Raw genomic sequence first — 25,832 nt, 5'->3', positions numbered from 1 at the left:
TCACAGTACGGCCATACTGGAAGACATGTCGCTCCCCATCGAGGATTACGCCCTGATCAGTGACTGCTTCACGGGGGCCCTCGTCGGACGGGACGGCAGCATCGACTGGCTGTGCCTCCCCCGCTATGACGCGCAGTCGATGTTCGGCTCGCTGCTCGGCACGGAGGACCACGGGCGCTGGCTGCTCGCGCCCAGCGATCCGGATGCGCGCTCCGTGCGCCGCTACGAGGGCGACACGATGATCCTCGTCACCACCTGGACCACCGACAGCGGCGAGGTCGAGGTCACGGACGCGATGCCGATGGGCGACGGCCGGGCCGACCTGGTCAGGAGGGTGCGCGGCATCCGGGGCACCGTGCGGATGCGGCAGGACCTGCGCATCCGGTTCGGATACGCCAGCGCCATCCCGTGGGTGCGCAAGGACGACTCCGAGCATCCGCCAGCGCTCATCGCGGTAGCAGGGCCGGACGCCATCGTCGTGCGCGGCTCTGCGCTGCGGGCGACCGACCACGCGCACTCCGGCGAGTTCGCGATCACCGCCGGCGAGACCATCGACCTCAGCCTCACCTGGTTCCGGTCGCACAGACACACCCCGTCTGCTCCGAACGTGGAGAAGGCGCTCGCCCGCACCCGCGACTGGTGGTCGAAGTGGGCGGAGGGCTGCCAGCACGACGGGCCGTACCGCGACGAGGTCGTGCGGTCGCTTCTGCTGCTGCGGGCCCTGACGCACCTGCAGACCGGTGGGATCGTCGCCGCGGCGACCACGTCGCTGCCGGAGAGCTTCGGCGGAGAACGCAACTGGGACTACCGGTACGTCTGGCTCCGGGATGCGTCGCTCACCATCTCCGCGCTGCTCGCCCACGGCTACGACGACTACGTCGACCACTGGAGGGACTGGCTGCTGCGCGCCGTCGCCGGAGATCCGGGCGACGTGCAGATCATGTACGGCCTCTCCGGTGAGCGCGACCTCTCCGAGCGCATCATCACCACCCTGCCCGGCTATCAGGGCGCCGCCCCCGTGCGGATCGGCAACGAGGCATCCACCCAGTTCCAGGCCGACGTGATCGGCGAGGTGATGCTCGCCCTCGACCACGGCCGCAGGAATGGCGTTGCGGAGACCAGGCTGTCCTGGGCGCTGCAGCGCGCGCTGATGGGCTACCTCGAAGACCACTGGCACGAGGCAGACCACGGCATCTGGGAGATCCGGGGAACCCCGCGGTTCTTCACGCACTCGCGCGCGCTGGTCTGGGCGGCGTTCGACTGCGCGATCCGCGCGGTGGAGGACCACGGGCTCGACGGGCCCGTCGACCGCTGGCGGCAGCGCAGGGACGAGGTGCGCGCCGACGTGGAGGCGCACGGCTTCGACAAGGAGCGCGGGACGTACGTGCAGCACTTCGGCACCACCGAGGTGGACGCCTCCCTGCTGCAGCTGGCCCAGGTGGGCTATTGCGACTGGAACGATCCGCGGATGCTCGGCACCGTGCGCGCGCTGGAGTCCGACCTGATGCGCGACGGCCTGCTGCTGCGCTACCGCACCGAGCACGGGGTGGACGGGTTGCCGCCCGGCGAGCATCCCTTCCTCGCCTGCTCGTTCTGGCTGGTGGAGCAGTACGCCCGCTCCGGCAGGGTGGACGATGCGCGCGAGCTGATGGACAGGCTGGTCGCCCTCGCCAACGACGTCGGCATGCTGTCGGAGGAGTACGACGTCTCCGGCGGCTCCCAGGCGGGCAACACGCCGCAGGCGCTCACCCACCTGACGCTCGTGCGGGCGGCGGATGCCATCTCCGACGCCCTCGGGCTCGGGCACGAACCGACCAGGGATGTCGTGCGGGGCCGGCGGTAGACTCTGTGACCGTGTTCCACCTCCCTGAGGACGCGTCGTGACCGACGCGTCGACCATCGAAGAGACCGAGCTCGGCGAACGCCTGGAGCTCGGATCGCCCTGGGTGACCATCGTCTGGAACGACCCCGTCAACCTGATGTCGTACGTGAGCTACGTCTTCCAGAGCTATTTCGGCTTCCCGCGCTCCGAGGCCGAGCGCCTGATGCTGCTCGTGCACAACGCCGGCCGCGCGGTCGTCGCGACGGGGACGCGCGAGGAGATGGAGAGGCACGTCGAGGCGATGCACGACTTCGGGCTCTGGGCGACACTGACCAAGGCGGACGAGTGAAGCCGTTCCGGCGCTCGAGGGACGGCGCCATCGTCGCCGTGTTCGAGCGCGAGGAGGCCGAGATCATCGCCCGGCTGGCCTCGGAGTCGGCGGAGCTGGTCGAGGCCGTGCGGTCCGGGGTCGACCCGGCGAGCGATCCGGCCCTGCTGCGGCTGCTCCCGGATGCGTACCCCGACGACGCCGAGGCGTCCGTCGACTTCCGGCGGTTCACCACGGACGGGCTCGCCGAGCGGAAGGCGCTGAATGCCGTGACCGTAGTGGAAGCGCTGAGCGCGGCGGGCGGCGTCGGCAGCAGCGGCGGCGGCAGGAGCGGCAGCGGCTCGGCGCGCGGGCGCATCGAGGTGCGGCTGGACGCGCAGGAGGCGACAGCGTGGATGCGCGCGATCGGCGACATCCGGCTGGTGCTCGCCTCCCGGCTCGGCATCGTGGAGGACGGAGACGACGGCGACGTGCACGACGACGAGACCGCCCTGCTGCGCGCGATCTACGACTGGCTCGCGTTCGTGCAGGACACGCTCGTCGGCGCGGTCTGGAAGGGCGCGCACTGAGACACGCGCGGAGGCGCGCCCTCGCTCCCTCTCCCGTTCCCGGTCAGACCGGGAAGCGCACCGCCGCCGCCGCAGGAGCGCCGCCGGGGATCTCCTCCGCGCGCAGCGCGTACACGGTCGCCTTCGAGCCGAGCGCCCTGCGCAGGATCTCGTCGACGACACCGTAGTTGCCGGGCTCGTCCTCGTCCGCGTACGTGATGGCACCCGTCTCCTCGTCGAGCGTGCCAGGCACGCGCCGGTCGATGTCGACCACGATCGACTCGACGGCACCGTATGTCGCCGCCCTGGCCATGTCACTGAGGTCGGTGGTGGCCGTTCCGGCCGCCAGCCGCGCCTCGAAGTCCGCCTTCAGGGCTTCGGCCTTCCGCGCGTAGACCGCGTCCAGAATGAGGCGCGCCTCCGCCGCGAGCTCCTCGTCCGTTTTGTCCTCCGGGTTGCCCGTGATCGTCTCGGGCACCAGCTTCGGGTAGGTGTTCACGTTGCGGAAGATCCCGATGAGAGGTTCGGCCGCCGCAAGAATGAGCGGGTCGGTCGAGTTGGCGAGGATGGGATGCAGGGCGCGCTCGATCGCCTGGACGTACTCGCGCATCCTGACCTTCTGGCCCTCCGAGCCCTGGATGCGCCCATCCGGTGCCCGGCCGTTGATCGAGGCGACACCGGCCGCGTCCGCGACGTCCTTCGGCAGCCCGGGGACGTCGACGGTCGCCGCCGGCGCCTGCGGGGAGACCTGGATGAGACGCACCGAGTTCTGCGCGAGCGCGAGGATCAGCGCCGTCTGCGGGAACGTGATCGTGCGCAGCAGCGGCTTGACGTAGAAGCGGTCGGCGATGTCGCAGGACGACCCCAGCCGGTTCGGCAGCCGGAAGGTCTCGCTGAGCTCGCCGTCGAGGAACACCGCGAGCGACCGCGACTGGTATCGCCAGAAGTCCCTGTCCTCCAGGATCGCCTCGCCCTCGCGCTGGATGGCGGCGATCCGCTGCTTCGGGATGCCGTCCTCCTCGAGCTTCTTGACCGCCTGCGCGAGGTGGTTCTTCAATTCGATCCTGGCGCGGTCCGCTTCGGCGGGGACGGTGCCTGTCGGCAGGTAGATGGTCACGGAGCCCGGTTGCCTCAACGCCGCGAACCTCTCGATGTCGGCCTTCGTGGGAATGTCTTTGTATTCCATTTCCGACTCCCTCGGTCGAGTGCTGTCCGGTCTCGCCAGTCTGGTCGTGCCCCCTCCCGTTGACAAGCCCCGAAAACGCGCCTACCGTCACCTAAACCGGTTTAGACACAAAGGACGCGACGATGCGAGACCTCCAAAACCACCCCGTACGACGCCGCTCGACGGCGATCTTCGCCCTCATCCTCGGCGGCACGATGGCCGCCACGCTCGGCGCGCTTCCCGCGCAGGCCGTCGCCCCCGCGGCGACCACCGCATCCACTGTCGCAGCCACCGGGACCCCTGCCACTGCTGCGGCTCCGGCGAAGCTGACGAACCTCGCGCACCTCGACTGGCTGCAGGCCGACGTCCCCCTGCTGCCCGGCGTCGACGGCCACACGACGTACCGCCAGGCCGAGGAGCCGACCGCCCGCGCACCGTGGGTCTACGCCGACCGCATCGCCGACGGAACCTTCCGTCGCGTCGGCGGCGGTCCGATCACCGACGCAGCGAAGGGCTGGTACGCGCAGGGCGCCTTCGACGCCGACGACATCTCCCGGGCCGCCGTCGTCTACCTGCGCGACTGGGCGCAGAACGGCACGGCCAGCAGCAAGCAGTCCGCATACGAACTGCTGCGCTCGCTCACCTACCTGCAGACCACGACCGGCCCGAACGCGGGCGGCGTCGTGCTCTGGCAGCAGTCCGACGGCACCCTGAACCCGTCGGCCATCCCGGTCGAGCTTCCCGACCCGAGCGATTCGGCCGAGTCGTTCTGGCTCGCGCGCACCGTCTGGGCGCTCGGAGAAGGCTACGCGGGCTTCGCAGCCACCGACCCGGCGTTCGCCTCGTTCCTGAAAGACCGGATGGACCTCTCCCTCTCCGCCCTGCAGCGCCAGTCCCTGTCGAAGTACGGCATCACGGTCCAGGCCAACGGGGTCACCGTCCCTGCCTGGCTGATCGTGGGAAGCGCGAGCGCCACCAGCGAGGCGGTGCTCGGCCTCAGCGCGTACGTGAAGGCGGCGCCGGGCGACCAGGCGGCGGCCACGGCGCTCTCCCGCTACGCGGAGGGCATCGCGGGGCTCGCCAGCAGCGGCATCGGGCAGTGGCCGTTCGGCGCGCTCCTGCCGGAGGCCAACTCCCCCACGTTCTGGCACGCCTGGGGCGGGATGGAGCCCGCTGCCCTCTCGCGCGCGGCGACCGTGCTCGGCAGGCAAGACCTGCAGAAGACCGCCGCGACGGACGCCGCCCAGTTCACCGCCCAGCTCCTCGCCTCGGGCGGCCCGGACAATGGCTGGACGCCGACCCCGGCGGACACCACGCAGATCGCCTACGGCGTCGACTCGCGCCTCGAAGGGCTGCTGTCCGTCGCCGACGCGACCGGCGCATCCGGGCTCACCCAGCTGGCGGCCGCACAGGCGGCCTGGTACTTCGGCGCCAACCCGGCCGGCGTCCCCGTCTACGACCCGGCCACCGGCGTGTGCATCGACGGGATCGGGGCGGACGCGACCGTGAACCGCAACTGCGGGGCGGAGTCGGTCATCCACACCGAGCTGTCGATGCTGGCACTGGATGCGCATCCCGCCGTCGCCGCGCAAGCCACAGCCCTCACCCGCACCACCGCGACGGACGGCCTCACGGTCGTCGAGGCGGAGAACGGCGCGCTGACCGGGTCGGCCACCGTGGTCACGCCGCCCTCGGCCTGGACGAGATCGGCCAACTGGTCCGGCGGGAAGTACGTGACGGCGAAAGCCGGGGACACGATCACGGTGACGCTCCCGGCCGGGCACGCTCTCGCGAGCATCCTGCCCATCGCCGACCTCGGCTCCGGAGGGTCGGGCAAGACGGTCTGGACGGCCACGGCCGGGCGGATCACGCTCCCGATCGGCACGACCGTCAACGCGGCGGCCGAAGCCCAGGGCATCGCGCCCACCACGGTGCACCTCAAGCCGCAGACGCTGCCGGTCCCCGTGCTCCCCGCGGTGCGCACCGTTACGGCGCGCGTCGGCGGACCGGTGAGCCTCGACGCCGTGCTCGTGCAGCCGGTGGTGTCGCACCTCGGGCTGGCCGGCGCATCCACCGGGCTCGATGTGCACGTCAACGGCACGAAGCTGCCGACGCTGACGAAGCTCGCAGGCACCGGCCCCGTGACCGTGACCCGGTACGACAAGACCGGCCACCAGGTCGGCTCCCCCGCCAAGCTCGGCGGTCACGCCGTGGTCGTCGTCGAGTCCGGAGGGTTCACGACGGTGGTGCCCCGATGAGCGCAGCGACGGTCACGATCAACGACGTCGCCAAGGCGGCGGGCGTGAGCAAGGGGCTCGTCTCCCTCGCACTCAACGACCGCCGCGGGGTGGCGCCGGACACCCGGGACCGCATCCTGACGGTGGCGCGTGAGCTGGGCTGGAGTCCCAACCCGGGCGCCAGGGGTCTCAGCACGAAGCGGGCGTACGCCCTCGGCCTGATCCTCCGCCGTGACCCGCGCACCATCGAGGTCGACCCGTTCTTCCCCGCGTTCATCGCCGGCGTGGAGACAGTGCTCGCCGAGCGCGGGCAGGTGCTCGTGCTCACCGTCGTGCCGGACGAGGAGGCCGAGCGCCGCGCGTACAGCAGGTTGGCCGCCGACAAGCGGGTCGACGGCTTCCTGCTCACCGACCTGCTCGCGGACGACGAGCGCATCCCGTTCATCCACGGGCTCGGGATGCAGGCGGTGTCGCTCGGAGAGCCGGGCAACGACACGCCGTTCCCCGTCATCACCCGGGACTACGACGCAGGCATCGACGACCTTGTCTCCCACCTCATCGGTCTCGGCCACCGGAGGATCGTGCACGTCTCCGGCGACGAGAGGATGCTGCACGGCCGCAAGCGGCGGGAACGGTACGAGCACGCGATGCTCGCCGCCGGGCTGACCCCGGTGGTCGTGCCCACCGACTTCTCGCCCGAACAGGGCGCGGAGGCCACCAAGGCGCTGCTCGACGGGCCGGACCGGCCCACCGCGATCGTCTACGGCAACGACCCGATGGCCATCGCCGGGATGGGCGTCGCGCACGAGCGCGGCCTCCGGCTCCCCCAGGATCTCTCGATCACGGGCCTCGACGGCTCGCAGATCGGGACGTACGTGTACCCGTCGCTGACCACCATCGACAACGACCCGACCGGATGGGGCATCGCCGCCGCCACCGCACTGCTGCGGCTGGTGGAAGACGGCGAGCCGGCCGACGTCGCCCTGCCCCCTGCACGACTCGTCGTGCGCGCATCGACCGCGGCACCCGCCGGCGGCGAGTGAAACACAAAGGAACGAAAGAATGCAAAGACGCAGGATCATCCTCAGCATCGTCACCGCCGGTGCCATCGCCGGTGCCCTCGCGGCCTGCGGGTCGAGCGGGGGCGGCTCGTCCGACGCCATGAAGGCGAAGGGCCCGATCACCATCTGGTACTCGAACAACGAGCAGGAGGTGCAGTGGGGCAAGGCGATGGTCTCCTCGTGGAACTCCGCCCACCCCGACCAGAAGATCAAGGCCCAGGAGGTGCCGGCCGGCAAGAGCACGGAGGAAGTGCTCGGCGCGGCCATCACCGCGGGCACGACGCCCTGCCTGGTGTTCAACAACCTCCCCGCCGTCACCGGTCAGTTCGAGAAGCAGGGCGGCCTCGTCGACCTGTCGAAGTTCTCCGACGGCGACTCGTACATCCAGGCCAGGAGCGGAAGCGCCGCCGACCAGTACAAGTCGGCGGACGGCGACTTCTACCAGATGCCGTGGAAGCAGAACCCCGTGATGATCTTCTACAACAAGGACATCTTCGCGAAGGCCGGACTCAACCCGGACAACCCCGACCTGTCGACATACGACAAGTTCCTGACGGCGGCCAAGCAGGTCACCTCCAGCGGCGCGGCGCAGTACGCCATCTATCCAGCACCGACCAGCGAGTTCTTCCAGCCGAACTTCGACTACCTGCCGCTCCTGGCCGCCCAGACCGGCGGCAAGGGCCTGATCGAGAACGGCAAGGCCACCATCGACAGCGCGGACGGCCTCGAGGTCGCGAACTTCTGGAAGAGCATCTACTCCCAGGGCCTCGCGGGCAAGGAGCAGTTCCAGGGCGACGCGTTCGCCGACGGCAAGTCGGCCATGGCCATCGTCGGCCCGTGGGCCATCGCGTATTACGGAGACAAGGTGAAGTGGGGATCCGTGCCCGTCCCGACCAAGGACGGCGTCGCAGCGGACAAGACGTACACCTTCCCCGACGCCAAGAACGTCGGCGTGTACACCTCCTGCAAGAACCAGGGCACGGCATGGGATGTGCTCAAGTTCGCCACGAGTAAGGACCAGGACAACAAGCTCCTGAACGTCACAGGCCAGATGCCGATCCGTGACAACCTCGCCTCCGTCTACGCCGACTACTTCGCCGCCCACCCGGCGTACAAGGAGTTCGGCGCCCAGTCGGCGCGCACGGTCGACGACCCGTCCGGCCCGAACACCGTCGCGCAGTTGCAGGCGCTCCGGGATGCGTACACCAAGTCCGTGATCTCCGGCTCCGGCAGCGTGGAGGACGCGTTCAAGGCGGCGGCCGAGAAGATCGACTCGCTGCAGAACAAGAAGTAGGCGGAGCATGTCCAGCATCCGCACCACCACCACGGCGGCCGGGGGCGGCAACGCCCCCGCCGCCGGGCGGCAGCCACGCGGCGGCAGACAGAACCAGGCCGCCAAGCCGCTGCTGCAGCGCATCTTCGGACGGAACCCGCTCGGCTGGCTGTTCAGCGCGCCGTATCTGATCTTCGTGATCGTGATCTTCGCGTACCCGCTGCTGTTCGCGATCTACATGTCATTCTTCGACTACTTCTTCGCGGCTCCCGGAGCGAACGTCGACCGCCCGTTCGTCGGTCTCGACAACTACGTGACGGCGTTCACCGACCCCGCCGTGCTGCAGTCGTTCGCGAACGTCGGCATCTTCCTCGTCATCAACGTGCCGTTGACGGTCGTGCTCAGCTTGGTGCTGGCGAGCGGCCTGAACAGTATCAAGCGGTTCCGCACCTTCCTGCGGGTCAGCTACTACGTGCCGTACGTCACGGCGAGCGTCGCGATCATCGGCGTCTGGCTGTTCCTGTTCAACCAGGACGGCCTGGTCAACCAGATCCTCGGGCCGCTCGCACCGAACCCCACTTGGTTCGTCAACCCGACCCTGGCGATGCCGATGATCGCCATCTACGTCACCTGGAAGCAGCTCGGCTTCTACATCCTGCTCTACCTGGCAGCGCTGCAGAACGTGCCGACCGAGCTCTACGAGTCCGCGGCGACCGACGGGGCGGGCCGGGTGCGGCAGTTCTTCTCGGTGACGATCCCCGGCGTCCGGCCGGCGACGGTCCTGGTGCTGCTGCTGTCGACCATCGTCGGCGCCAACCTGTTCACCGAGCCGTACCTGCTGACGGGAGGCGGAGGGCCGAACGGCGCATCCACGTCCCCCGTGCTGCTGATCTACCAGCAGGGCATCCAGCAGGGCCACCCGGGATACGCGGCCGCGATCGGCATCGTCCTGGTCGTGGTGGTGCTCATCATCGCTTTCTTGCAGAACCGATTCGCGGGAGACAGAGAATCATGACGACGACAGCAGCCCCGGCCCGCAAACGCCGGAAGACCGATCTGTCCTCTCCCCGGCAGCTCAGCAGGGGGCAGGCGGTGCTGCAGGGCATCGTGCTCACCATCGGCGCGCTGGCGTTCCTGTTCCCGTTCTATTACATGCTCGTCGGCTCCCTGCAGGCGTCTCCGGACACGACGGTCGCCGGGGCCTTCCCGACGCCGGGCAACCTGACGTTCAACAACTACGTCAACATCAACGACCGCATCAACCTGTGGAGCGGGCTCGCCAGCTCGGGGATCTTCACCGGCGGCGTGCTGCTCTGCACGGTCGTGTTCGGCCTGCTCGCCGGGTACGCGCTGTCCATCCTGCGGTGGCGGGGGCGCGGCGTGACGTTCGCGCTGGCGCTGCTCGTGCAGGTGGTGCCGTTCCAGCTGCTGATGGTGCCGCTCTACGTGCTGATCGCGCGCAACTACGGTCTCGCCGACAACTATCTCGGCATGATCCTGCCGTTCGCGATCAACTCGACGGCGGTGCTGATCTTCCGGCAGTACTTCCTGCAGATCCCGAAGGAACTGTTCGACGCGGCCAGGATCGACGGGGCCGGCGAGTTCATGATCCTGCGCAGGGTGGCGCTCCCGCTGGTGCGACCGGCGCTGGTGACCGTGCTGCTGCTGACCTTCATCGGGCCGTGGAACGAGTTCCTCTGGCCGTTCCTGATCACCAAGGAGCAGACGATGCAGCCGCTTGCCGTGTCGCTGGCGAACTACATCAGCACGGTCGCCGCGTCCACCACGAACCCGTACGGCGCGATCCTCGCCGGGGCGGTCGTGCTGGCCGCGCCGGTGGTGGTGCTGTTCATCGTGTTCCAGCGCTACTTCACGTCGACGGACATCGGGTCCGGTGTGAAGGGCTGACCCGCATCCACGGGGCGCCGACCCCACCATCCCCTTTCCGCCCATCCCTTTCCGCCCATCCCTTTCCGACCGAGGAGTACCGTGAAAGCCGTCGACACCGACGACCTCCGAGAGAGCTTCGCCGAAGCCCTCGCCCACACCAACGCGCTCACCGACCGCATCTCGACCGACCAGTTCTCCGCCCACTACGCGGAGACGCCGCCCTGGGCGATCGGGCCGTTCGCCCGGGATGCGTCGCTCACCTTCCGGCTGGACGGCCAGTGGGACGACCCCACCGGCATCGGCTGGACGAGCGACTCGATCTTCAACCCGACCGTGATCGAGCGCGACGGAGCCCTGCACCTCTTCTACCGCGCCTCCCCGCGGAAGGAGTCGACGGCCAGCCGCATCGGCCACGCCGTGCGCAGGGACGGGCTGTGGACGGACTCGCCCGCCAACCCGGTGATCTACCCGACGCTCGAGAACGAGGTGCTCGGCTGCGAAGACCCCAAGGTCTACGGGGTCGACGGCCGCTACGTCCTGTTCTACAACGCCATCCGCCGCACGGAGACGGGCGAGGTGGCCTGCGACATCATGGTCGCCACGTCCGACGACCTGGAGCACTGGGAGAAGCAGGGGCTCGCCGTGCCGTACGACGTGTCGCAGAACTGGGCGAAAGGCGCGGTGGTGCCCCGGGATGCGGACGGGAACGCCGTGCGGATCGGCGGCGAGTATCTGATGTTCCTCTCCGAGGGCTGCGGAGGGCGCCCGATGATCGGCCACTCCGACGACCTCGTGCACTGGACCTTCGCCGAGCAGCCGTACCTCGACCTCACCCCGCTGAACGGCTCGCTCTACGAAGTGGCCTGCGCGGTGGTCGACGGCGACGACCTGGTGCTCGACTTCTTCTACGCGGACGAGCACGGCGACTTCGCCGCGGCGCAGGCGCTCTACGCGCGATCCGCCCCGTTCACGCAGCTCGCCGTCAACCGCGGCGGCTCGCTCGCCTGGGGAGGGCTGCAGAGACTCGACGGCGACTGGACGTTCGCCCAGGGCTGGGATGCGCCGCCCGGTTCCCGCGAGATGTACTTCTACCGTTCCACCCGCCGTGCCGACCGCAACGACCGCAACGACCGCAACGACCGCAACGACCGCACCATCGCAGAGGAGGAAGCATGAGCTCCCCCGACGACTTCCCGTACGCCCTCACCAGAGCGGGCGTGATCATGGCCCCGGAGCCCGGCAACCCGCTGGAGGCGGAGGGTGTGCTCAACCCGGCCACCGGCCACGCGCCGGACGGCACGCTGTACCTGCTGCCGAGACTCGTGGCGGAGGGCAACGTCTCCCGCGTCGGGCTCGCCAGGGTGGACATCGAGGGCGGCCTCCCGGTCGGCGTCACCCGCGAGGCGGTCGTGCTGGAGCCGGAGCGGGAGTGGGAGTCCGGCGCGAACAACGCGGGCGTCGAGGACCCGCGCGTGACGTTCATCCCGGCTCTCGGCACGCACGTGATGACGTACGTGGCGTTCGGCCCGCTCGGCCCGCGCACGGCGGTGGCCGTCTCCGACGACCTCCGCTCCTGGCAGCGCCTCGGCCCCGTGACCTTCGAGTACGACGACGCCCTCGGCGTCGACCTCGGGCTCTACCACAACAAGGACACGGTGTTCTTTCCCGAGCCCGTGGTCGCGCCGGACGGCACCCCCAGCCTCGCGGTGCTGCACCGCCCGGTCTGGGAACTCGGCGAGGTGCGCCCCGGCGAAGGCAACCGTCCGCCGGCCACCGTGCCGGACCCGCGCCCCAGCATCTGGATCGCCTTCATCCCCCTGGATGCGGTGCTCGCCGACCGCCGGGAGCTCGCCCGCTGGCGCGGCAACCGCTTCCTGGCCGGCCCCGAGCATCCCTTCGAGGAGCTGAAGATCGGCGCAGGTCCAGCGCCGATCCGCGTCCCGGAGGGCTGGCTGCTCCTGCACCACGGCGTGACGGGCGTGATCGTCAACGCGATGGCCCAGCAGCAGAACGTCAACTACGGCGCCGGCGCGATGATCCTCGACGCCGACGAGCCCTGGCGGGTCGTCGACCGCACAGACGCCCCGCTCCTCGAGGCAGAGACGGAGGACGAGCGCAGCGGCATCGTGCCGAACGTGGTGTTCCCGACCGCGATCGAGACGATCGACGGCCAGCGCTACGTGTTCTACGGGATGGCCGACTCGAAGATCGGGGTGGCGCGGCTGGACCGCACAGAGAAGTGACGAGCGCCCGGCGCGAATCCCTCGCGCCGGGCGCTCCCCGTGGTGCCTAGTGGCCGTTGCGATCCTGCCGGCGGCGCCGACGGCGAACCCACACCGCGCAGGCCACGACGACCGCGACGATTCCGCCGATCATCAGCAGGGTATTCACGTTCCAGAGAGCCAGTGGCGACATCTGTGTCCTCCGTTCTCACCGAAGCGGCTGGTCATCGACCGTACCACAAACCGCAATAGAAACATTTTACATGCATTCCGCCCCGCCCTGGCGCTCCTCCTCCGCACAGACCAGACTGCACACTAACCGCGCCCACCATGTCGAAATCACCCACCCCCACTCGTATAGACGGTGAGAGAAACGGAGAACACCATGACTCAGTACCTGCTCAGCGTCTACCAGCCCGACGGGCCCATCCCGGAGCCGGAGGTGATGGCGGCGATCGATGCGGCCGTCGGCGCCGTCGACCGGGATATGCGCGCATCCGGCGTGTGGGTCTTCTCGAACGGGCTGCTTCCCGCGTCGTCGTCGACCGTGCTGCGGCCGGCAGACGGCGAGGTGCTCATCACCGACGGCCCGTTCGCGGAGGGCAAGGAGCATCTCGGCGGGTTCAGCATCGTCGACGTGCCCGACCTGGATGCGGCGCTCGACTGGGGCAGGCGGCTCGCCGTCGCGACCACGCTGCCCATCGAAGTGCGCCCGTTCGCGGGCTGACCGGCGTGGAGCGTGCGGTCGGCGTGGAGCCCGCGGTCGGCAGCGACGACATCGCGCGCGTCTTCCGTGCAGAGTACGGCCGCGCGGTCTCCGTCCTGTACCGCGTCTTCGGCGATCTGAGCGTCGCCGAGGACGCGGTGCAGGATGCGTTCACGACGGCGGCCGTCCGCTGGCCGGAGGACGGCATCCCGCCTGCACCGGCTGGATGGATCATCACGACCGCCCGCCGTAAAGCCATCGATCGGCTGCGCCGCGAGGCCACCGGACGCGACCGCGAGGCGGAGGCGGCGCTCCTGCACGAGCAGGATGCGCCGGACATCGCAGAGGAGGGACCGGTGGACGACGACAGGCTGCGCCTGATCTTCACCTGCTGCCACCCGGCGCTCGCCCCGGCCAGCAGGGTGGCGCTCACGCTGCGGCTGCTCGGCGGCCTCAGCACGGCGGAGATCGCGCGCGCGTTCCTCGTGCAGGAGTCGGCGATGGGCCAGCGGCTGTCCAGGGCGAAGGCGAAGATCCGGGATGCGCGCATCCCGTTCCGCCTCCCGTCCGACGCCGACCTCCCCGACCGGCTCGCCTCCGTGCTGACGGTCGTGTACCTGATCTTCACCGAGGGGTACACCGCGTCGGCGGGCGACAGGCTGGTGCGCGACGAGCTGTGCGGCGAGGCGATCCGGCTGGCCAGGCTGCTGGTCGAGTTGATGCCGGACGAGGAGGAGGCGCTCGGCCTGCTCGCACTGCTGCTGCTCGTCGACGCCCGACGTGCAGCCCGGGTGGATGCGCAGGGCAGGCTCGTGCCGCTTCCGCACCAGGACCGCACCCTCTGGGACGGGGCGCGCATCGCCGAAGGCCAGGACATCCTGCGCACCTGCCTGCGCAGGAACCGACCGGGCAGCTTCCAGCTCCAGGCCGCGATCCAGGCGGTGCACGACGACGCGCGCATCCCGGAGCAGACCGACTGGCCGCAGATCGTGACGATCTACGACCAGCTGCTGGCCGTGCATCCCTCCCCCGTCGTCGCGCTCAACCGTGCGGTCGCGGTCGCCGAGGTCGACGGCCCTGCGGCGGCGCTGGCCGAGACGGACAGGCTGGTGGATGCGCTCGGCGCGTTCCACCTGCTGCACGCGATCCGCGCCGACCTGTTCGTCCGGCTGGGGCGGCCCGACGAGGCCGCCGCCGCGTACGAGGCGGCCATCGCGCTCGCCGACAACGCCGCCGAGCGTGAGTTCCTGACGGCGGCGCGTGCCAGGCTCACCGCGTCGCCTCTTCCCTAGCCGCCCGCATCGGCGCAGAGTGGAGACATGAACATCGCATTCCTCGGGCTCGGCCGCATGGGCCGCGAGCTCGTCCCCCACCTGATCGACGCCGGTCACCGCGTGACCGTGTGGAACCGTTCCCCGGAGCCTGCGCAGGCGATGGGCCGACGTGGAGCGGCGGTGGCGCAGACCGCGGCGGAGGCGGTCGACGGCGCGCAGGCCGTGGTCTCCGCGCTGTTCGGACCGGACGCCGTGCGCGAGGTGATCGTCGACGGCGGGCTGCCGTTCGCATCCGGGGCCGTGTGGATCGACATCACCACCGTCTCGCCCGCGGACGCCTCCGACTTCAGCGCGTGGGCGGCGGGCGCCGGAGTCTCGTACGTGCACTCCCCCGTCATCGGCTCCCTCGCGCCCGCCCGCGCCGCCTCCCTCGGCGTCCTCATCGGCGGAGAGCACGACGCCGCCCGCATCGCGCGCACCATCGTCGCCCTCTGGGCGGACCCCAACAAGCTCAGGATGCTCGACACCCCCGAGCAGGCGGCAGCGGGCAAGCTCGTCGCCAACCTCGCCCTCGCCGTCTCGTTCGAGGGGTTGGTGGAGGCGCTGCGCCTCGGCGAGTCCGGCGGCCTCAGCGCCGAGCAGGTGCTCGACACCCTCGGCATCACGGCGCTCGCGCCGATCGCCGCGATGAAGGGCGGCCCCGTCGTCTCCGGCGACTTCGACGACACCCAGTTCTCCGCAGCCCTGCTCGCGAAGGACACCCGGCTGATGCTGGCGACCTCGCGCGACCCCCTGCCCGCCGTGTCGCTGGTGTCGGCCGCGCTGGAGGACGCGGTCGACACCGGCGACGGCGACAAGGACTTCTCGGTCATCGCCGCCCGACGCTAGGGAGGCAACGGTCGACCGCTACAGCGCGACCGGCTGCCCGTCCACGGCGGAGCGGCGTGCGGCATCCACGACCTGCAGCGTGCGCAGCCCCACCTGGCCGTCCGGCACCGCAGCCCGGCCGGAGCGCACCGCGTCGAGGAACTCGGCGAGCATCAGAGCGTCGAGGTCGTCGCCGACGCCCTCCCAGACCTCGCCGTCGACGGTCTGCCCCGCGATGTGCGGTGCGAACGGCGCGATGGTGATGTTGCCTTTCGTGCCGGTGAGCTGCAGCGTGAGCCCTCCCCAGGTCGGCGCGTTCTCCGGCATCGTCCAGGAGCAGTCGATCGTCGCGACCACGCCGCCCGGATAGGTCGCGGTCACCAGGCCGCCGGTCTCCACCCGCAGCGCGTCGTCGGCGTGCAGAATGCTGTTCGAGACGGCGCGCACCGTGGTCGGCAGGGCGCCGAGCAGGTCGTCGAGCAGGTCGGCGCAGTGCACGACGTGGTCGACCAGCGCGCCGCCGCCCGCGAGCGCAGGATCGGTGAACCAGGCGCGGTCGGCCGGAAGCTTGCCGTTGTTCGTTCCGCGGATGCCGATGATGTCGCCCAGCTGGCCGGCGCGCACCCTGGCGCGCGCATCCACGAACGACGGCGCGAAGCGCACCGGGTATGCGGTCATCATGGTCACGCCTGCGCGCTCGGCGGCATCGAGCATCGCCCGGCCGTCCTCAACCGTCGTCGCGAGCGGCTTCTCGCACAGGATGTGCGCTCCGGCTGCCGCCGCGGCCTCGACCAGCGCGCGGTGCCTGGCGTTCTCCGCCGTGACGATCACCGCATCCGGGCCCCAGGCGAGCGCCGCCTCGTAGTCGGCGACGTAGCGCACCCCGATGGATGCGGCCAGCGCCTCCCCGCGGAGGGCGGCATCCGGGGCGGCAGCGCCGTCGGGGTCTGTGGCGATCAGCTCGATGTCGTCGCGCCCGGCGAGCAGTCGGCAGTATCCGATCGCGTGCGGATGGGCGAACGAGAGAACGGCGATCTTGAGCGGGCGGGTCACGGTGTCTCCTGTTCCGGCGGTCATGCGCCGACGTTCTCTGCGATGTGCGATCCTGCGACGGACGGGTCGGCGACGGCCAGGCCGGTCCCCTGGTCGATGTCGACAGCGCGCCCGGTGCGGAGCGACGCGGCGGCCGCCTCCGCGATCGCGACGGCGCGCACGCCGTCCTCCGGCGTCACGACCGCATCGGTTCCGTCCACGACCGCCTCCAGGAAGGCGGCGAGCTGCCGGGTGTACGGGCTGACGGCGGTGGTGGACGGCGGAAGGTAGCCGTCCCCGGACACACCGGCCGGGAAGTCGAGCACCGTCGCGGTGTCCTTCCGCGAGTCGATGGAGAGCGTTCCCCTGCTGCCCGCGACGTCGGCACTCGTGCGGAACACCGTGCCGTCCGGTCCCCAGGTGCCCTGCACGTGGCTGATCGCACCGCTCGCGTGGGTGAGGGTGACGTGCGCCGTGACGATGCCGGGCACGATGCCGTCGACGCTCTCCGGGCTCTGCACCGCGTAGACCTGCGTGACCTCGCCGGCCAGCCACCTGGCCTGGTCGAGATCGTGGATCATCTGGTCGAGGATGATGCCTCCCCCGGCGTTCTCGTCGAAGAACCACGAGCCGGCGCGGGGCGCCTGCCCGCCGCGCACGAAACGCAGCACGGCAGGGTCGCCGATGCGGCCGGCATCCACCTGGGCCTTCACCGCGACGTATTCGGGGAAGAACCGGACGACGTGAGCGGGGAACAGCCGCACTCCCGCGTCCGCGGCGGCGTCGGCGAGCTCGCGCGCATCGGCGGCGGTGACGGAGAGGGGCTTCTCGCAGATCACGTGCTTGCCGGCCGCGATGGCCGAGAGCGCCAGCTCCTTGTGGCTGTTGCTCGACGTGACGATGTCGACGAGGTCGCTCGCCGCGAGCAGCGAGTCCAGGCCGGTGGCGATGTCGAAGCCGTACTCCGCCGCGAGCGCCTCAGCGCCCTCGTGGGAGTAGACGGTGACCGGCACGCCCAGCGCCGCCCATCCGGATGCGTGCACCTGCGAGATCCCGCCGGCGCCGATGAGGCCGACTCGGAGTGTATTCACGAACGTGTCTGTTCTTTCTATTTGAGACCGGAGAATGCGATGCCGTCGATGACGCGCTTCTGCATGATCAGGAAGAGGATGAGCACCGGCGCCATCGCCAGGAGGCTGGCGGCGAGCAGGAGCGGGTAGTCGGGGATCGACCGCTGGCTGGTGAGCGTCGCGATACCGGCCGAGAGCGGCATCTGGGTCGAGTCCGTCGCGACGATGAGCGGCCAGAGCAGGTCGTTCCACGAGGCGAGCACCGTGATGATCGCGAGCGCGGACAGGCCGGGCTTGGCGAGCGGCAGCATCACCTTCCAGAAGGTCTGAAAGTGGTTCGCTCCGTCGAGGCGGGCCGCCTCGGCCAGTTCGTCGGGCAGGCCGAGGAAGAACTGGCGCATCAGGAAGGTGCCGAACGCGCTGAAGATGCCGGGGGCGGCGATTCCGGCGATGGTGTTGAGCCAGCCGAGGCCCTGCACGATCTGGTACTGCGGCAAAAGGTACACCTGCGGCGGCACCATCAGGATGGCGAGCACGAGCGCGAAGATCGTCCGCTTGAACGGGAACGACATCCTGGCGAACGCATACCCGGCCATCGAGCACAGCAACAGCTGGCCGACCGTGCGGATCACCGTGACGGCGACCGACACCCAGAGCTGGTTGAGGAACGGCAGCTGGTCGAACACGTGGGCGAAGTTCTCCCAGTGCAGCGTGCCCGGCCAGACGGTCGGCGGCACGGAGGTGACCTGCGCGTTCGTGGACAGCGACATCAGGATCTGCCAGACGAACGGGAAGATCATCACGATCGACGCGACGATCAGGACGAGGTGGGTGACACCCGTCCCCACCCGGGCGCGCCCCGATTTCGCGCCGACGACGACGGAGCTAGACATACGTCACCCACCTCTTCTGCATCCGGAACTGGATGATCGTGAACACGCCGACGAGCACGAGGATCGCCATCCCGACGGCGGCTGCGTAGCCGTTGTCGCCGGTCTGCTGGTGGGCGAAGAACAGGTACACCATCGACTGGGTCTGGTTGAGCGCCGGGTTCTGCGTCCCCATCAGCGCGTAGAGCAGGTCGAACAGCTGGAAGCCGGTGATGACCGTCATGACGGAGACGAAGAAGATCGACGGGCTGAGCAGCGGAACCGTGATCGAGAAGAACTGGCGCAGCCTGCTCGCGCCGTCGAGGCTCGACGCCTCGTACATCTCCGGCGGGATACCCTTCATGCCGGCGGAGAGCACGATGAGGTTGAAGCCGAGCGAGATCCACATCCCGACCAGTCCCACCGCGATCAGTGCGACCCATTCGGTGGAGAGCCAGTTCGGCCCCTTGATGCCGACGAGCGACAGCGCATAGTTGATGACGCCGAAGTCGCCGTTGAAGATGATCCGCCAGACCATCGAGACTGCCGCGGGCATCGCGACGTACGGCAGGAAGAACGCCGTGCGGTACAGGGCGGCGAAGCGCAGCCCGGGCCGGTTGATCAGGCTGGCGAAGATCACCGCGAGCGGGATGCCGATCAGCAGGAAGCCGATGTAGATCAGCGTGTTGACGATCGAGCGCCAGAACGACGGATCGGCGAGCATCGCCTGGTAGTTCGCCAGTCCACTCCAGGTCGCTCCTCCGAAGACGCCCCAGGTGGTGAAGCTGAAGTACGCGTTCCGGATGATCGGCCAGATGTAGAAGACGAGGACGCCGAACAGCAGCGGGGCGACGAACAGGGCCGCCCACAGCCATTCCTTCCGGTCGGTGCGCCGCTTGCGCGGTGCGGCCGGCCGGGTGGCGGGCGCCGTGGTCACGACGCCCGCCTCCTGGGTTGCGGTGGACAGGGACATTACTCTTTGGCGAGGTCCGCGTTCATCTGCTTGGCGAGCTCCTTGGCCACGTCGGCCACCGGGCGCTTGCCGGAGAACGCGTCGGGGAGCAGGTCGTTCTCCGCCTTGTTCCACGCTGCCGTGTTCTTGGAGATGGGGTACGGGTACGCGTAGTCCGCCGCCGCCTTCTCGAAGATGTTCAGATCCCACGGCGCCGTCTTGACGAAGGCGTCCTGGGTGCCGTTGAACGCGGGGTTCGCCGCGCCCATCTCCGCCTGGGTCTGCGCCGCCTGCTTGCCGGCGAGGTAGGTCTGGAACGCGACGGCCGCCGGCTTGTTCTTGGAGTCCTTGGCGACGACGTTGGCGAGACCGTGGATGACCGTGGCCTGCTTCTCGCCCTTGGGCAGAGGAGCGAGGGCGATCGTGTCCTTGATCGGCGATGCGAGGAGCTCGGAGTTCAGCCAGGTGCCCGACCAGATCATGGCCGACTTGCTGTTGATGAACCACTGGTCCTGCGGGGTGTCCGACAGCTGCGACGGCGTCGGCGACGACCCGTCCGCGACGAGGTCGCGCACGAACTGCAGGCCCTTGATCGCTGCGGCGGAGTCGTAGCCCGACTTCTTGCCGTCGGACGAGATGATGTCGCCGCCGGCCTGCAGGATGGTGTTGTAGTAGACCTCCTGGCCGCCGCTCAGACCGCTCGCGACGCCGTAGACGCCTTCGGCCTTCAGCTTGTCGGAGATCGCCTTGGCCTTCTGGTGGAAGTCGTCCCAGGTCCAGTCGGCCGTCGGGTACGCGACGCCGGCCTTGTCGAAGACCGCCTTGTTGTAGAAGACGCCGATCGTGTCGAAGTCCTTCGGAGCGCCGTACTGCTTGCCGTCGTAGCTGTAGAGCTCGTCGAGCGCCTTCGGGTAGTTCGACGGGTCGATGCCGGAGCCGATCGGTTCGAGCAGCCCGTTGGATGCGTACAGCTGGAAGTTCGGTCCGTTCATCCAGAACACGTCGGGCAGCGTCTTCGACGAGCCCTGCGTCTGCAGCTTGGTGAAGTAGTTCTGGTACGGCGTCACCTGGCTGGTGACCTTGATGTTCGGGTACTCCTTGTTGAAGTCCTTGATCAGCGCCTCCATCGCGGGCTTCTGGTTCACGTCCCAGTATGCGTAGGAGATCGAGGCCGACAGATTATGATCGGCAGTGGCACCGGAGCCGCTTCCAGTGTTGGACGAGCATCCGGCCAGAAGGGCAGCGGCTGCGACCGCCGCCCCGGCGGCTAGTAGGGCTTTTCGCATTGGTTCTCCTTGAAATGTGAGTGTTGTTGTGGTGCCTCCCGGGCCGGCGACTTGTCCTCGCCGGCCCGGGAATACCGCGTGGTCACACCAGCGTGGCCACGTGTTCGTCCACGGCAGGCACGGCGATGGGCCGTGAGCCGTCGCGGATGGACTCGGTTGCTGCGACGGCTGTCGCCACCGCGTTCCTGGCAGCGACAGCGGACGTCTCGGTCTCCGAGCCGTCCGTGATGAACCGGATGAACTCGTCGACCGTGAGCCGGTCCGCGTCGCGGTGCCCCCGCTCGTCGCCGTTCACCCGGTACTCGGCGTCCCCGGCCGGGTCGTAGGTCGTGCGCGTGTTCCACACGCGCACGACGGCCCCGTCGGTGTCGCCGAAGTTCTCCAGCCTGCCCTCCGTGCCGATCACCGTGTAGTTGCGCCAGTAATCGGGGGTGTAGTGGCACTGCTGGTACGACGCGTACACGCCGTTGTCGAGGCGCATGGTGACCATCGAGATGTCTTCGACGTCGATCACGGGGTTCAGCTCGGTCTGGCTGAGCGGAGGCCACGCGTCGAGCGAGAACCACTCGGGCATCGTGCGGTCGGAGTTGTCCCTGCGGTCCGTGATGTCTCCGTAGAGGCTGAGGCCGCCCATCCCGGTGACCAGCTCGGAGTACCCTCCGGCGAGCCAGTGGATGATGTCGATGTCGTGGGCGCCCTTCTGCAGCAGCAGCCCGTTCGACTTGGCGCGCTCCGCGTGCCAGTCCTTGAAGTAGTAGTCGCCGCCGTTCCCGACGAAGTGCCTGCACCAGACGGCCTTGACCTCGCCGATCTCGCCGCGCTGGATGATGTCGCGCATGAGGGTGACGACGGCCATGTGCCGCATGTTGTGGCCGACGTAGAGCCGGGTGCCGCTCTCGGCCGCCGCAGCCAGGATCGCGTCCGCATCGTCGAGGCTGATCGCGAGCGGCTTCTCCACGTAGACCGGGATCCCTGCGCGTAGCAGGTCGATGGCGATCTCGGCGTGGGTGTGGTCCGGGGAGGTGACGAACGCGGCGTCGACGATGCTGCCGCCCTGCGCATCCCGGGCGTCGATGAGGTCGCGGTGGCTCGCGAAGGTGGCGATGCCCGCGCCGAACTGCTCGGCGGCGCGCTCCCTGGCAGCACTGCTGGGGTCGGCGACGGCCACGATCGTCCCGCTGCCGGAGTCGACCGCGTGGCTCGCGATGTACGACCGCGCCCCCACGCCGATGACGGCCAGCCTCAGCGGCGACCCTGCTTCCGTGGAACTCATGCGGTGATCCTCTCTGCGAGGGCCTTCGCCCCCGCGACATCGATGTCGGGCTCCGGCACGTCCGCCGTCCCGTAGACCCGCTCGGCCGACTGGCCGAAGGCGAGCGCGAGCGCCCCGAGCACGACGGATTCGGCGCCGAGCTCGGACTGGATGATCGTGGGGTGGATGGGCAGCCGGATCTCGCGCATCACGGCCCTCCTCAACGGTTCGAGCAGCGCTTCCCCCGCACGGGAGAGACCGCCGCCGACCACGACCACGTCGGGGTCGACCGCCATCGTGAGCGTGGCGATGCCGGTGGCGAGGCCGCCGACGAACGACTCGATCTCCTCGCGGGCGCCCTCGTCGCCCTCCACGGCCATCCGGAACACCTCTTCGCCGGAGGGCGCGGTCTTCCAGCTGAGCTGGCCGGCCTCGTTCACCTTCATCGAGAAGACGATCTCGCCCACCTCGCCGGCGGCGGAGTGCGCGCCGCGACGGAGCTTGCCGTCGATGATGAGCCCCATCGAGATGCGGTGCCCGAGGAAGAAGTACGCGGAGTCGTTGACCAGGCGGGATGCGCCCATCCGGTGCTCGGCGAGGGCGGCGAGCCGCATGTCGTTCTCGACCACCACCTCGCAGCCGAACTCGGAACGCAGGTGGCCGGCGATGTCGACGCCCTCCCAGTCCGGGAAGTTGCGGGAGACGATGAGCTTGCCGTCCTCGCCGACGAGACCGGAGACGGCGACGGTCATCGCGACCAGGCGCGACCGGTCGACCTCGTGCCCGTCGAGGCTGTCGGAGACCACCTGGCGCACTACGCTCATCCGGTTGGCGCCGAGTGAACTGCCGTCGATCTCGCGCTCCGACCAGCCGACGATCGCACCGGCGAGGTCGGCGATGGCGACGCGCACCCGGTGGATGCCCACGTCGACGCCCACGAGGTATCCGGCGTCCGCGGCGAAGTCGTAGAGCCGCGCCGGGCGTCCCGCTCCCCTGCCGCCGAGCGTGTGCTCGTCGACCTCGACGACCAGGCCGCGCTCGCGCATCGTCGTGAGGGCGACTTCGACGGTCGGGCGGGACAGTCCCGTGCGTGCGGCGATCTGCGCGACGGTTCCGCGGCCGCCCTGCCGGACGGCGAGCGCACACCGGGCGGCGTTCGCCGCCCTCTGCCGCGACGCGTCCGGCTCCTGGCCGTGTCCACCGAATGCCATCCGCCGGTTCTCCCGTCCCGCTTACAATGAAACCTCGTTGCTTAATTGCTGCCGCAAGTGAAGCATGCGCCGGATGCGGGCGTCAAGAGCGAAACAGATAGAAGTAAAGGCGTTTACATATTCGTAACGAACGCCGCCGGCATCCCGCGCCGATGCCGCAGTGACTTGTCCCGGATAGCCCGCTGGCAATACGCTCGGCACCAGCCATACACCGAGCCGAGGAGGGCGTCATGCGCCTCACCAGACACGCCCCACCACCGGCCACAACAGAGCAGCCGCAGCAGGGTCAGGCGACGCAGCCGCCGCAGCCGCCGCAGCAGTCCATGCTGCAGCGCAGCCCGCTGGCGCTCGGCTACATCGTCACGCTGGGCGCTGTCGGCGCGATCATCACCGGCTTCGCCCTGTACGGCCTGCGCTCGATCATCTTCATGGTCTTCCTCGCGATGTTCGCCACGGTCGGCCTCGACCCGCTCATCCGGTGGTTCCAGCGCAGGCACATGTCCCGGCCGTGGGCGATCGTCACGGTCATCCTGCTGCTCATCGCGGTGATCATCACGATCGTCTGGGTGGTGCTCCCGCTGGTCATCCAGCAGATCCAGTTCCTGGCGACGGCCATCCCGAAAGAGGTGGCGAACCTCCGCGCCCAAGGCTGGTTCGACCCGGCGAACGCTTCCAGCAACGGCGTCCTCGGCGCCCTCGTCAACTGGGTCTCGACCGAAGTGCAGAAACCCGAGGTGTGGGCCTCCCTCGGCACCGGCCTGGTCGGCTTCGGCCTGTCTGTCGTCAACGGCCTGACCTCCGGCTTCTTCATCGCCATCCTCACCATCTACTTCATCGCCACCTACGACGCGACGAAGGAGGCCGGATACAAGCTGGTCTCCGCCTCCCGCAGGCCCACGTTCGTCAAATACTCGGAACGCATCCTGCGCAACTTCGGCAAATACCTGAGCGGGATGGTGGTGCTCGCGTTCTTCAACGCGGTCTACAGCGTCATCCTGCTGCTGATCACCGACGTGCCCGGCGCATTCCTGATCGGAATCCTCGCCTTCTTCATCACCCTCATCCCGTTGATCGGAACGGTGCTGACCACGGCGGCGATGACGGTCCTCGCCTTCATCCACTCCCCCGTCTCCGGCCTGGTCGTCCTCATCTTCATGCTGATCTACATGCAGGTCGAGGCATACATCCTCACGCCGAAGGTGATGGGCAAGGCGGTGCAGGTGCCTGGCTCAGTGGTGCTGATCTCAGCGCTGGCCGGGTCGACGCTGTTCGGGCTGCCCGGGGCCTTGGTCGCCATCCCGATCTCGGCGGGGATCATCCTGATCATCAAAGAGATCGTGATGCCGCGGAAAGAGTTGCGGTAGGGGTCGGCAGCATCTCGACTGGGGCAGGCCGTCCGCATCCATTGCGCAGACCGCCGCACATCGCGGTCACTCCGTCGCTACGCCCTTTTCACCTCTCCGAGAGCTTGGGTCACTCTCCAGTCGAGGCTCGCCCACGAGCCATCTCGGTGCCGATGCGCCCTTCAACCGAAGAGCCTTTGACTCGATCACATACCAACTCGCGGCTGCGAGCCCGAGCGTCACGACGAGCGTCGAAGCGAGATAGAGGGGAAGCCCCAGCTTCTGAAGACCGAAGAAGGCACCGATCTGTAAGACGGGCCAGCCGTAGATGTACATGCCATAGGAGAAGTCTCGTTTGACTCCGACCTTGCGAAAGGGCAGCACGCAGCCAGCCCAGATACATGCAAACGCGAAAGCGATGATCCCGACTTGATGAAAGCCCAGAGTCACGTAAGTCAGCCCAGCCACGAGGATCGCGCAAACACCGATCACGAGCCCCGCTGATTTTGTGAGTACCTTCTCTCGCAAGAACCACGCAAGGGAACCGACCATGAAGCACACGGTGAGCGTCGCTTGACGGTTATCGACCACGCCCGCTGCCCCCACCTCGATGAGCTGCAGCCACACCCACACACCTGCTCCGACAGTCAGGACGGTCTTCGCGTTCAAGACCCCGAGCGCAGCGAGGCCGCCGACCACCAGGTAGCAAATGAATTCGTAGTAGAGCGTGTAGAGAGGCCCGTTCCAGAGGTTTGGAAACGGGTTGGAAGCCAAAGTCCCGCCGATTCCCTGCTGCATGGTCGATAGCAGAGAGTTGTTCAGCACATAACCGACCGCTGTCGGGGTCGCAGTGAAGTAGCGCCACAGAGAGTGGCCTGTCCGCCAGACGATTGGCGCGAAGACCACTGCAATCACCAGTAGACAGACCCAGTAAGCGGGGAAGATGCGGAGAATGCGATGCCACAAATATCGCCCCGTGCTTTGCCGGGACGCGCTCCGAGTGATGAGGAAACCCGAAAGGGCGAAGAACCCCTCCACACAGAGGAAGCCAACGTTGTTCTCGGTCCGCCCGAGGTGAGTCCCGAACCCACCGAGCGGCCAGGCGTGTTCGACGATCACGAGGGTTGCGAACAGCAATCTCAGGAAGCCGATGCTGTTCTGCCGCGGATCGAAGATGGTCACGAGACGCTATTGTTCCATGCGATTCACGACTTCACGCGCGATCGCGCGGTCCTCGCCAGGGGTCGAGTTAGCGCCGCGGGAAGCGGCGATGCTGCCGATCCTGGTCTGATCGACCGAGCCGTCCACCATGAGAACATCTCTCATCCGTCCCCAGAACGGGGCGGGCGGTACGGATTGGACATCGGGCGCCGAAACATCGGGCAGAATCAGTAGATGAATCAACTGGGGGGATGACTCCCGGA

At 68.8% G+C, this 25,832-nt stretch carries 24 protein-coding genes; 14 read left to right on the top strand and 10 right to left on the bottom strand.

From position 1 onward, the window contains the following. Positions 1 to 25 precede the first annotated feature (25 nt). The 3 genes from HF024_RS07955 to HF024_RS07945 are packed head-to-tail and all read left to right on the top strand — an operon-like array spanning position 26 to position 2,719. Entirely contained in the window at positions 26 to 1,843 is a 1,818-nt protein-coding gene (locus tag HF024_RS07955) for a glycoside hydrolase family 15 protein (protein WP_168689214.1), read from the top strand. A gap of 37 nt (positions 1,844 to 1,880) precedes the next feature. Beyond that, positions 1,881 to 2,171, top strand: coding sequence for an ATP-dependent Clp protease adapter ClpS (gene clpS / locus HF024_RS07950; protein ID WP_085369529.1), 291 nt, complete (start codon positions 1,881 to 1,883; stop codon positions 2,169 to 2,171). Continuing rightward, the gene (locus tag HF024_RS07945) at positions 2,168 to 2,719 is read left to right on the top strand and encodes a DUF2017 family protein (protein ID WP_168689213.1); all 552 of its coding nucleotides are present in this window, start codon (positions 2,168 to 2,170) and stop codon (positions 2,717 to 2,719) included. Before clpS ends, HF024_RS07945 begins: the two co-directional genes overlap by 4 nt. 43 nt (positions 2,720 to 2,762) lie before the next feature. Here the strand turns inward: HF024_RS07945 and HF024_RS07940 are convergent, their stop codons facing one another. Then, on the bottom strand, positions 2,763 to 3,884 hold the full coding sequence (locus HF024_RS07940) for a hypothetical protein (protein ID WP_168689212.1): 1,122 nt from the start codon (positions 3,882 to 3,884) through the stop codon (positions 2,763 to 2,765). Positions 3,885 to 4,006: 122 nt separating this feature from the next. Here HF024_RS07940 and HF024_RS07935 point away from each other — a divergent pair, with 122 nt between their 5' ends. The 7 genes from HF024_RS07935 (at position 4,007) to HF024_RS07905 (ending at position 12,567) form a co-directional block, all read left to right on the top strand. Then, positions 4,007 to 6,121, top strand: coding sequence for a hypothetical protein (locus HF024_RS07935; protein WP_168689211.1), 2,115 nt, complete (start codon positions 4,007 to 4,009; stop codon positions 6,119 to 6,121). Beyond that, positions 6,118 to 7,143, top strand: coding sequence for a LacI family DNA-binding transcriptional regulator (locus HF024_RS07930; protein WP_168689210.1), 1,026 nt, complete (start codon positions 6,118 to 6,120; stop codon positions 7,141 to 7,143). Before HF024_RS07935 ends, HF024_RS07930 begins: the two co-directional genes overlap by 4 nt. A 19-nt stretch (positions 7,144 to 7,162) precedes the next feature. Beyond that, positions 7,163 to 8,455, top strand: coding sequence for a sugar ABC transporter substrate-binding protein (locus tag HF024_RS07925; protein ID WP_168689209.1), 1,293 nt, complete (start codon positions 7,163 to 7,165; stop codon positions 8,453 to 8,455). Positions 8,456 to 8,462: 7 nt separating this feature from the next. After that, positions 8,463 to 9,449 carry a sugar ABC transporter permease gene (locus HF024_RS07920; RefSeq protein WP_085369523.1) on the top strand — a complete coding sequence of 329 codons (987 nt, stop codon included), beginning with the start codon at positions 8,463 to 8,465 and terminating at the stop codon, positions 9,447 to 9,449. Then, the gene (locus HF024_RS07915; protein WP_085369522.1) at positions 9,446 to 10,342 is read left to right on the top strand and encodes a carbohydrate ABC transporter permease; all 897 of its coding nucleotides are present in this window, start codon (positions 9,446 to 9,448) and stop codon (positions 10,340 to 10,342) included. The genes HF024_RS07920 and HF024_RS07915 overlap by 4 nt, the downstream gene beginning before the upstream one ends. An 81-nt stretch (positions 10,343 to 10,423) precedes the next feature. Then, positions 10,424 to 11,500 (top strand): hypothetical protein, encoded by a 1,077-nt coding sequence (locus tag HF024_RS07910; protein ID WP_168689208.1) that lies wholly within the window; start codon positions 10,424 to 10,426, stop codon positions 11,498 to 11,500. Next, the gene (locus HF024_RS07905) at positions 11,497 to 12,567 is read left to right on the top strand and encodes a glycosidase (protein WP_168689207.1); all 1,071 of its coding nucleotides are present in this window, start codon (positions 11,497 to 11,499) and stop codon (positions 12,565 to 12,567) included. The genes HF024_RS07910 and HF024_RS07905 overlap by 4 nt, the downstream gene beginning before the upstream one ends. A gap of 46 nt (positions 12,568 to 12,613) precedes the next feature. Here the strand turns inward: HF024_RS07905 and HF024_RS07900 are convergent, their stop codons facing one another. Next, a complete protein-coding gene (locus HF024_RS07900) occupies positions 12,614 to 12,739 on the bottom strand; it encodes an LPXTG cell wall anchor domain-containing protein (protein ID WP_168689206.1) in 126 nt (41 codons plus the stop codon). Between the two features lie 192 nt (positions 12,740 to 12,931). On the opposite strand from HF024_RS07900, the gene HF024_RS19660 reads away from it, so the two are divergent. The 3 genes from HF024_RS19660 to HF024_RS07890 are packed head-to-tail and all read left to right on the top strand — an operon-like array spanning position 12,932 to position 15,414. Then, a complete protein-coding gene (locus tag HF024_RS19660; RefSeq protein WP_143465773.1) occupies positions 12,932 to 13,273 on the top strand; it encodes a YciI family protein in 342 nt (113 codons plus the stop codon). Between the two features lie 5 nt (positions 13,274 to 13,278). Next, entirely contained in the window at positions 13,279 to 14,544 is a 1,266-nt protein-coding gene (locus HF024_RS07895; RefSeq protein WP_247597360.1) for a sigma-70 family RNA polymerase sigma factor, read from the top strand. A gap of 27 nt (positions 14,545 to 14,571) precedes the next feature. Further along, positions 14,572 to 15,414 (top strand): NAD(P)-dependent oxidoreductase, encoded by an 843-nt coding sequence (locus HF024_RS07890; protein ID WP_168689204.1) that lies wholly within the window; start codon positions 14,572 to 14,574, stop codon positions 15,412 to 15,414. An 18-nt stretch (positions 15,415 to 15,432) separates the two neighbouring features. Here HF024_RS07890 and HF024_RS07885 read toward each other — a convergent pair whose 3' ends face one another. The 7 genes from HF024_RS07885 to HF024_RS07860 all read right to left on the bottom strand — a co-directional run bounded on the left by HF024_RS07885 (position 15,433) and on the right by HF024_RS07860 (position 23,065). Next, positions 15,433 to 16,470, bottom strand: a complete 1,038-nt coding sequence (locus HF024_RS07885; protein ID WP_168689203.1) for a Gfo/Idh/MocA family oxidoreductase — start codon at positions 16,468 to 16,470, stop codon at positions 15,433 to 15,435. Then, on the bottom strand, positions 16,467 to 17,516 hold the full coding sequence (locus HF024_RS07880; protein ID WP_247597359.1) for a Gfo/Idh/MocA family oxidoreductase: 1,050 nt from the start codon (positions 17,514 to 17,516) through the stop codon (positions 16,467 to 16,469). The genes HF024_RS07885 and HF024_RS07880 overlap by 4 nt, the downstream gene beginning before the upstream one ends. A gap of 17 nt (positions 17,517 to 17,533) precedes the next feature. Next, a complete protein-coding gene (locus HF024_RS19770) occupies positions 17,534 to 18,388 on the bottom strand; it encodes a carbohydrate ABC transporter permease (RefSeq protein ID WP_085369514.1) in 855 nt (284 codons plus the stop codon). Then, the gene (locus HF024_RS07875) at positions 18,381 to 19,337 is read right to left on the bottom strand and encodes a sugar ABC transporter permease (RefSeq protein WP_168689202.1); all 957 of its coding nucleotides are present in this window, start codon (positions 19,335 to 19,337) and stop codon (positions 18,381 to 18,383) included. Before HF024_RS07875 ends, HF024_RS19770 begins: the two co-directional genes overlap by 8 nt. Next, positions 19,337 to 20,461: a sugar ABC transporter substrate-binding protein gene (locus HF024_RS07870; RefSeq protein ID WP_247597358.1), complete on the bottom strand. Its 1,125-nt coding sequence runs from the start codon at positions 20,459 to 20,461 to the stop codon at positions 19,337 to 19,339. Before HF024_RS07870 ends, HF024_RS07875 begins: the two co-directional genes overlap by 1 nt. 223 nt (positions 20,462 to 20,684) lie before the next feature. Next, the gene (locus tag HF024_RS07865; RefSeq protein ID WP_168689200.1) at positions 20,685 to 21,875 is read right to left on the bottom strand and encodes a Gfo/Idh/MocA family oxidoreductase; all 1,191 of its coding nucleotides are present in this window, start codon (positions 21,873 to 21,875) and stop codon (positions 20,685 to 20,687) included. Further along, positions 21,872 to 23,065: an ROK family transcriptional regulator gene (locus HF024_RS07860; protein WP_085369510.1), complete on the bottom strand. Its 1,194-nt coding sequence runs from the start codon at positions 23,063 to 23,065 to the stop codon at positions 21,872 to 21,874. The genes HF024_RS07865 and HF024_RS07860 overlap by 4 nt, the downstream gene beginning before the upstream one ends. A 230-nt stretch (positions 23,066 to 23,295) precedes the next feature. Here HF024_RS07860 and HF024_RS07855 point away from each other — a divergent pair, with 230 nt between their 5' ends. Beyond that, positions 23,296 to 24,429, top strand: a complete 1,134-nt coding sequence (locus tag HF024_RS07855) for an AI-2E family transporter (RefSeq protein WP_247597357.1) — start codon at positions 23,296 to 23,298, stop codon at positions 24,427 to 24,429. A gap of 66 nt (positions 24,430 to 24,495) precedes the next feature. On the opposite strand, the gene HF024_RS07850 is transcribed toward HF024_RS07855, so the two are convergent. After that, positions 24,496 to 25,590 (bottom strand): acyltransferase, encoded by a 1,095-nt coding sequence (locus HF024_RS07850; RefSeq protein WP_168689199.1) that lies wholly within the window; start codon positions 25,588 to 25,590, stop codon positions 24,496 to 24,498. Between the last annotated feature and the right edge of the window lie 242 nt (positions 25,591 to 25,832).

This window comes from Leifsonia sp. PS1209, assembly GCF_012317045.1.
GTDB lineage: Bacteria > Actinomycetota > Actinomycetes > Actinomycetales > Microbacteriaceae > Leifsonia.
Note: the sequence above shows the minus strand (reverse complement) of the source record. Positions and strands in the feature narration are given on the sequence as shown.

Excerpts from the sequence above, each read along its gene's own strand:
- HF024_RS19660 (WP_143465773.1), top strand. The coding sequence starts at position 12,932 with ATGACTCAGTACCTGCTCAGCGTCTACCAGCCCGACGGGCCCATCCCG.
- HF024_RS07920 (WP_085369523.1), top strand. The coding sequence starts at position 8,463 with ATGTCCAGCATCCGCACCACCACCACGGCGGCCGGGGGCGGCAACGCC.
- HF024_RS07915 (WP_085369522.1), top strand. The coding sequence starts at position 9,446 with ATGACGACGACAGCAGCCCCGGCCCGCAAACGCCGGAAGACCGATCTG.
- HF024_RS07875 (WP_168689202.1), bottom strand. The coding sequence starts at position 19,337 with ATGTCCCTGTCCACCGCAACCCAGGAGGCGGGCGTCGTGACCACGGCG.
- HF024_RS07855 (WP_247597357.1), top strand. The coding sequence starts at position 23,296 with ATGCGCCTCACCAGACACGCCCCACCACCGGCCACAACAGAGCAGCCG.
- HF024_RS07890 (WP_168689204.1), top strand. The coding sequence starts at position 14,572 with ATGAACATCGCATTCCTCGGGCTCGGCCGCATGGGCCGCGAGCTCGTC.
- HF024_RS07935 (WP_168689211.1), top strand. The coding sequence starts at position 4,007 with ATGCGAGACCTCCAAAACCACCCCGTACGACGCCGCTCGACGGCGATC.
- HF024_RS07885 (WP_168689203.1), bottom strand. The coding sequence starts at position 16,470 with ATGACCGCCGGAACAGGAGACACCGTGACCCGCCCGCTCAAGATCGCC.
- HF024_RS19770 (WP_085369514.1), bottom strand. The coding sequence starts at position 18,388 with ATGTCTAGCTCCGTCGTCGTCGGCGCGAAATCGGGGCGCGCCCGGGTG.
- HF024_RS07955 (WP_168689214.1), top strand. The coding sequence starts at position 26 with ATGTCGCTCCCCATCGAGGATTACGCCCTGATCAGTGACTGCTTCACG.
- HF024_RS07900 (WP_168689206.1), bottom strand. The coding sequence starts at position 12,739 with ATGTCGCCACTGGCTCTCTGGAACGTGAATACCCTGCTGATGATCGGC.
- HF024_RS07905 (WP_168689207.1), top strand. The coding sequence starts at position 11,497 with ATGAGCTCCCCCGACGACTTCCCGTACGCCCTCACCAGAGCGGGCGTG.
- HF024_RS07860 (WP_085369510.1), bottom strand. The coding sequence starts at position 23,065 with ATGGCATTCGGTGGACACGGCCAGGAGCCGGACGCGTCGCGGCAGAGG.
- HF024_RS07925 (WP_168689209.1), top strand. The coding sequence starts at position 7,163 with ATGCAAAGACGCAGGATCATCCTCAGCATCGTCACCGCCGGTGCCATC.
- HF024_RS07865 (WP_168689200.1), bottom strand. The coding sequence starts at position 21,875 with ATGAGTTCCACGGAAGCAGGGTCGCCGCTGAGGCTGGCCGTCATCGGC.
- HF024_RS07940 (WP_168689212.1), bottom strand. The coding sequence starts at position 3,884 with ATGGAATACAAAGACATTCCCACGAAGGCCGACATCGAGAGGTTCGCG.
- HF024_RS07930 (WP_168689210.1), top strand. The coding sequence starts at position 6,118 with ATGAGCGCAGCGACGGTCACGATCAACGACGTCGCCAAGGCGGCGGGC.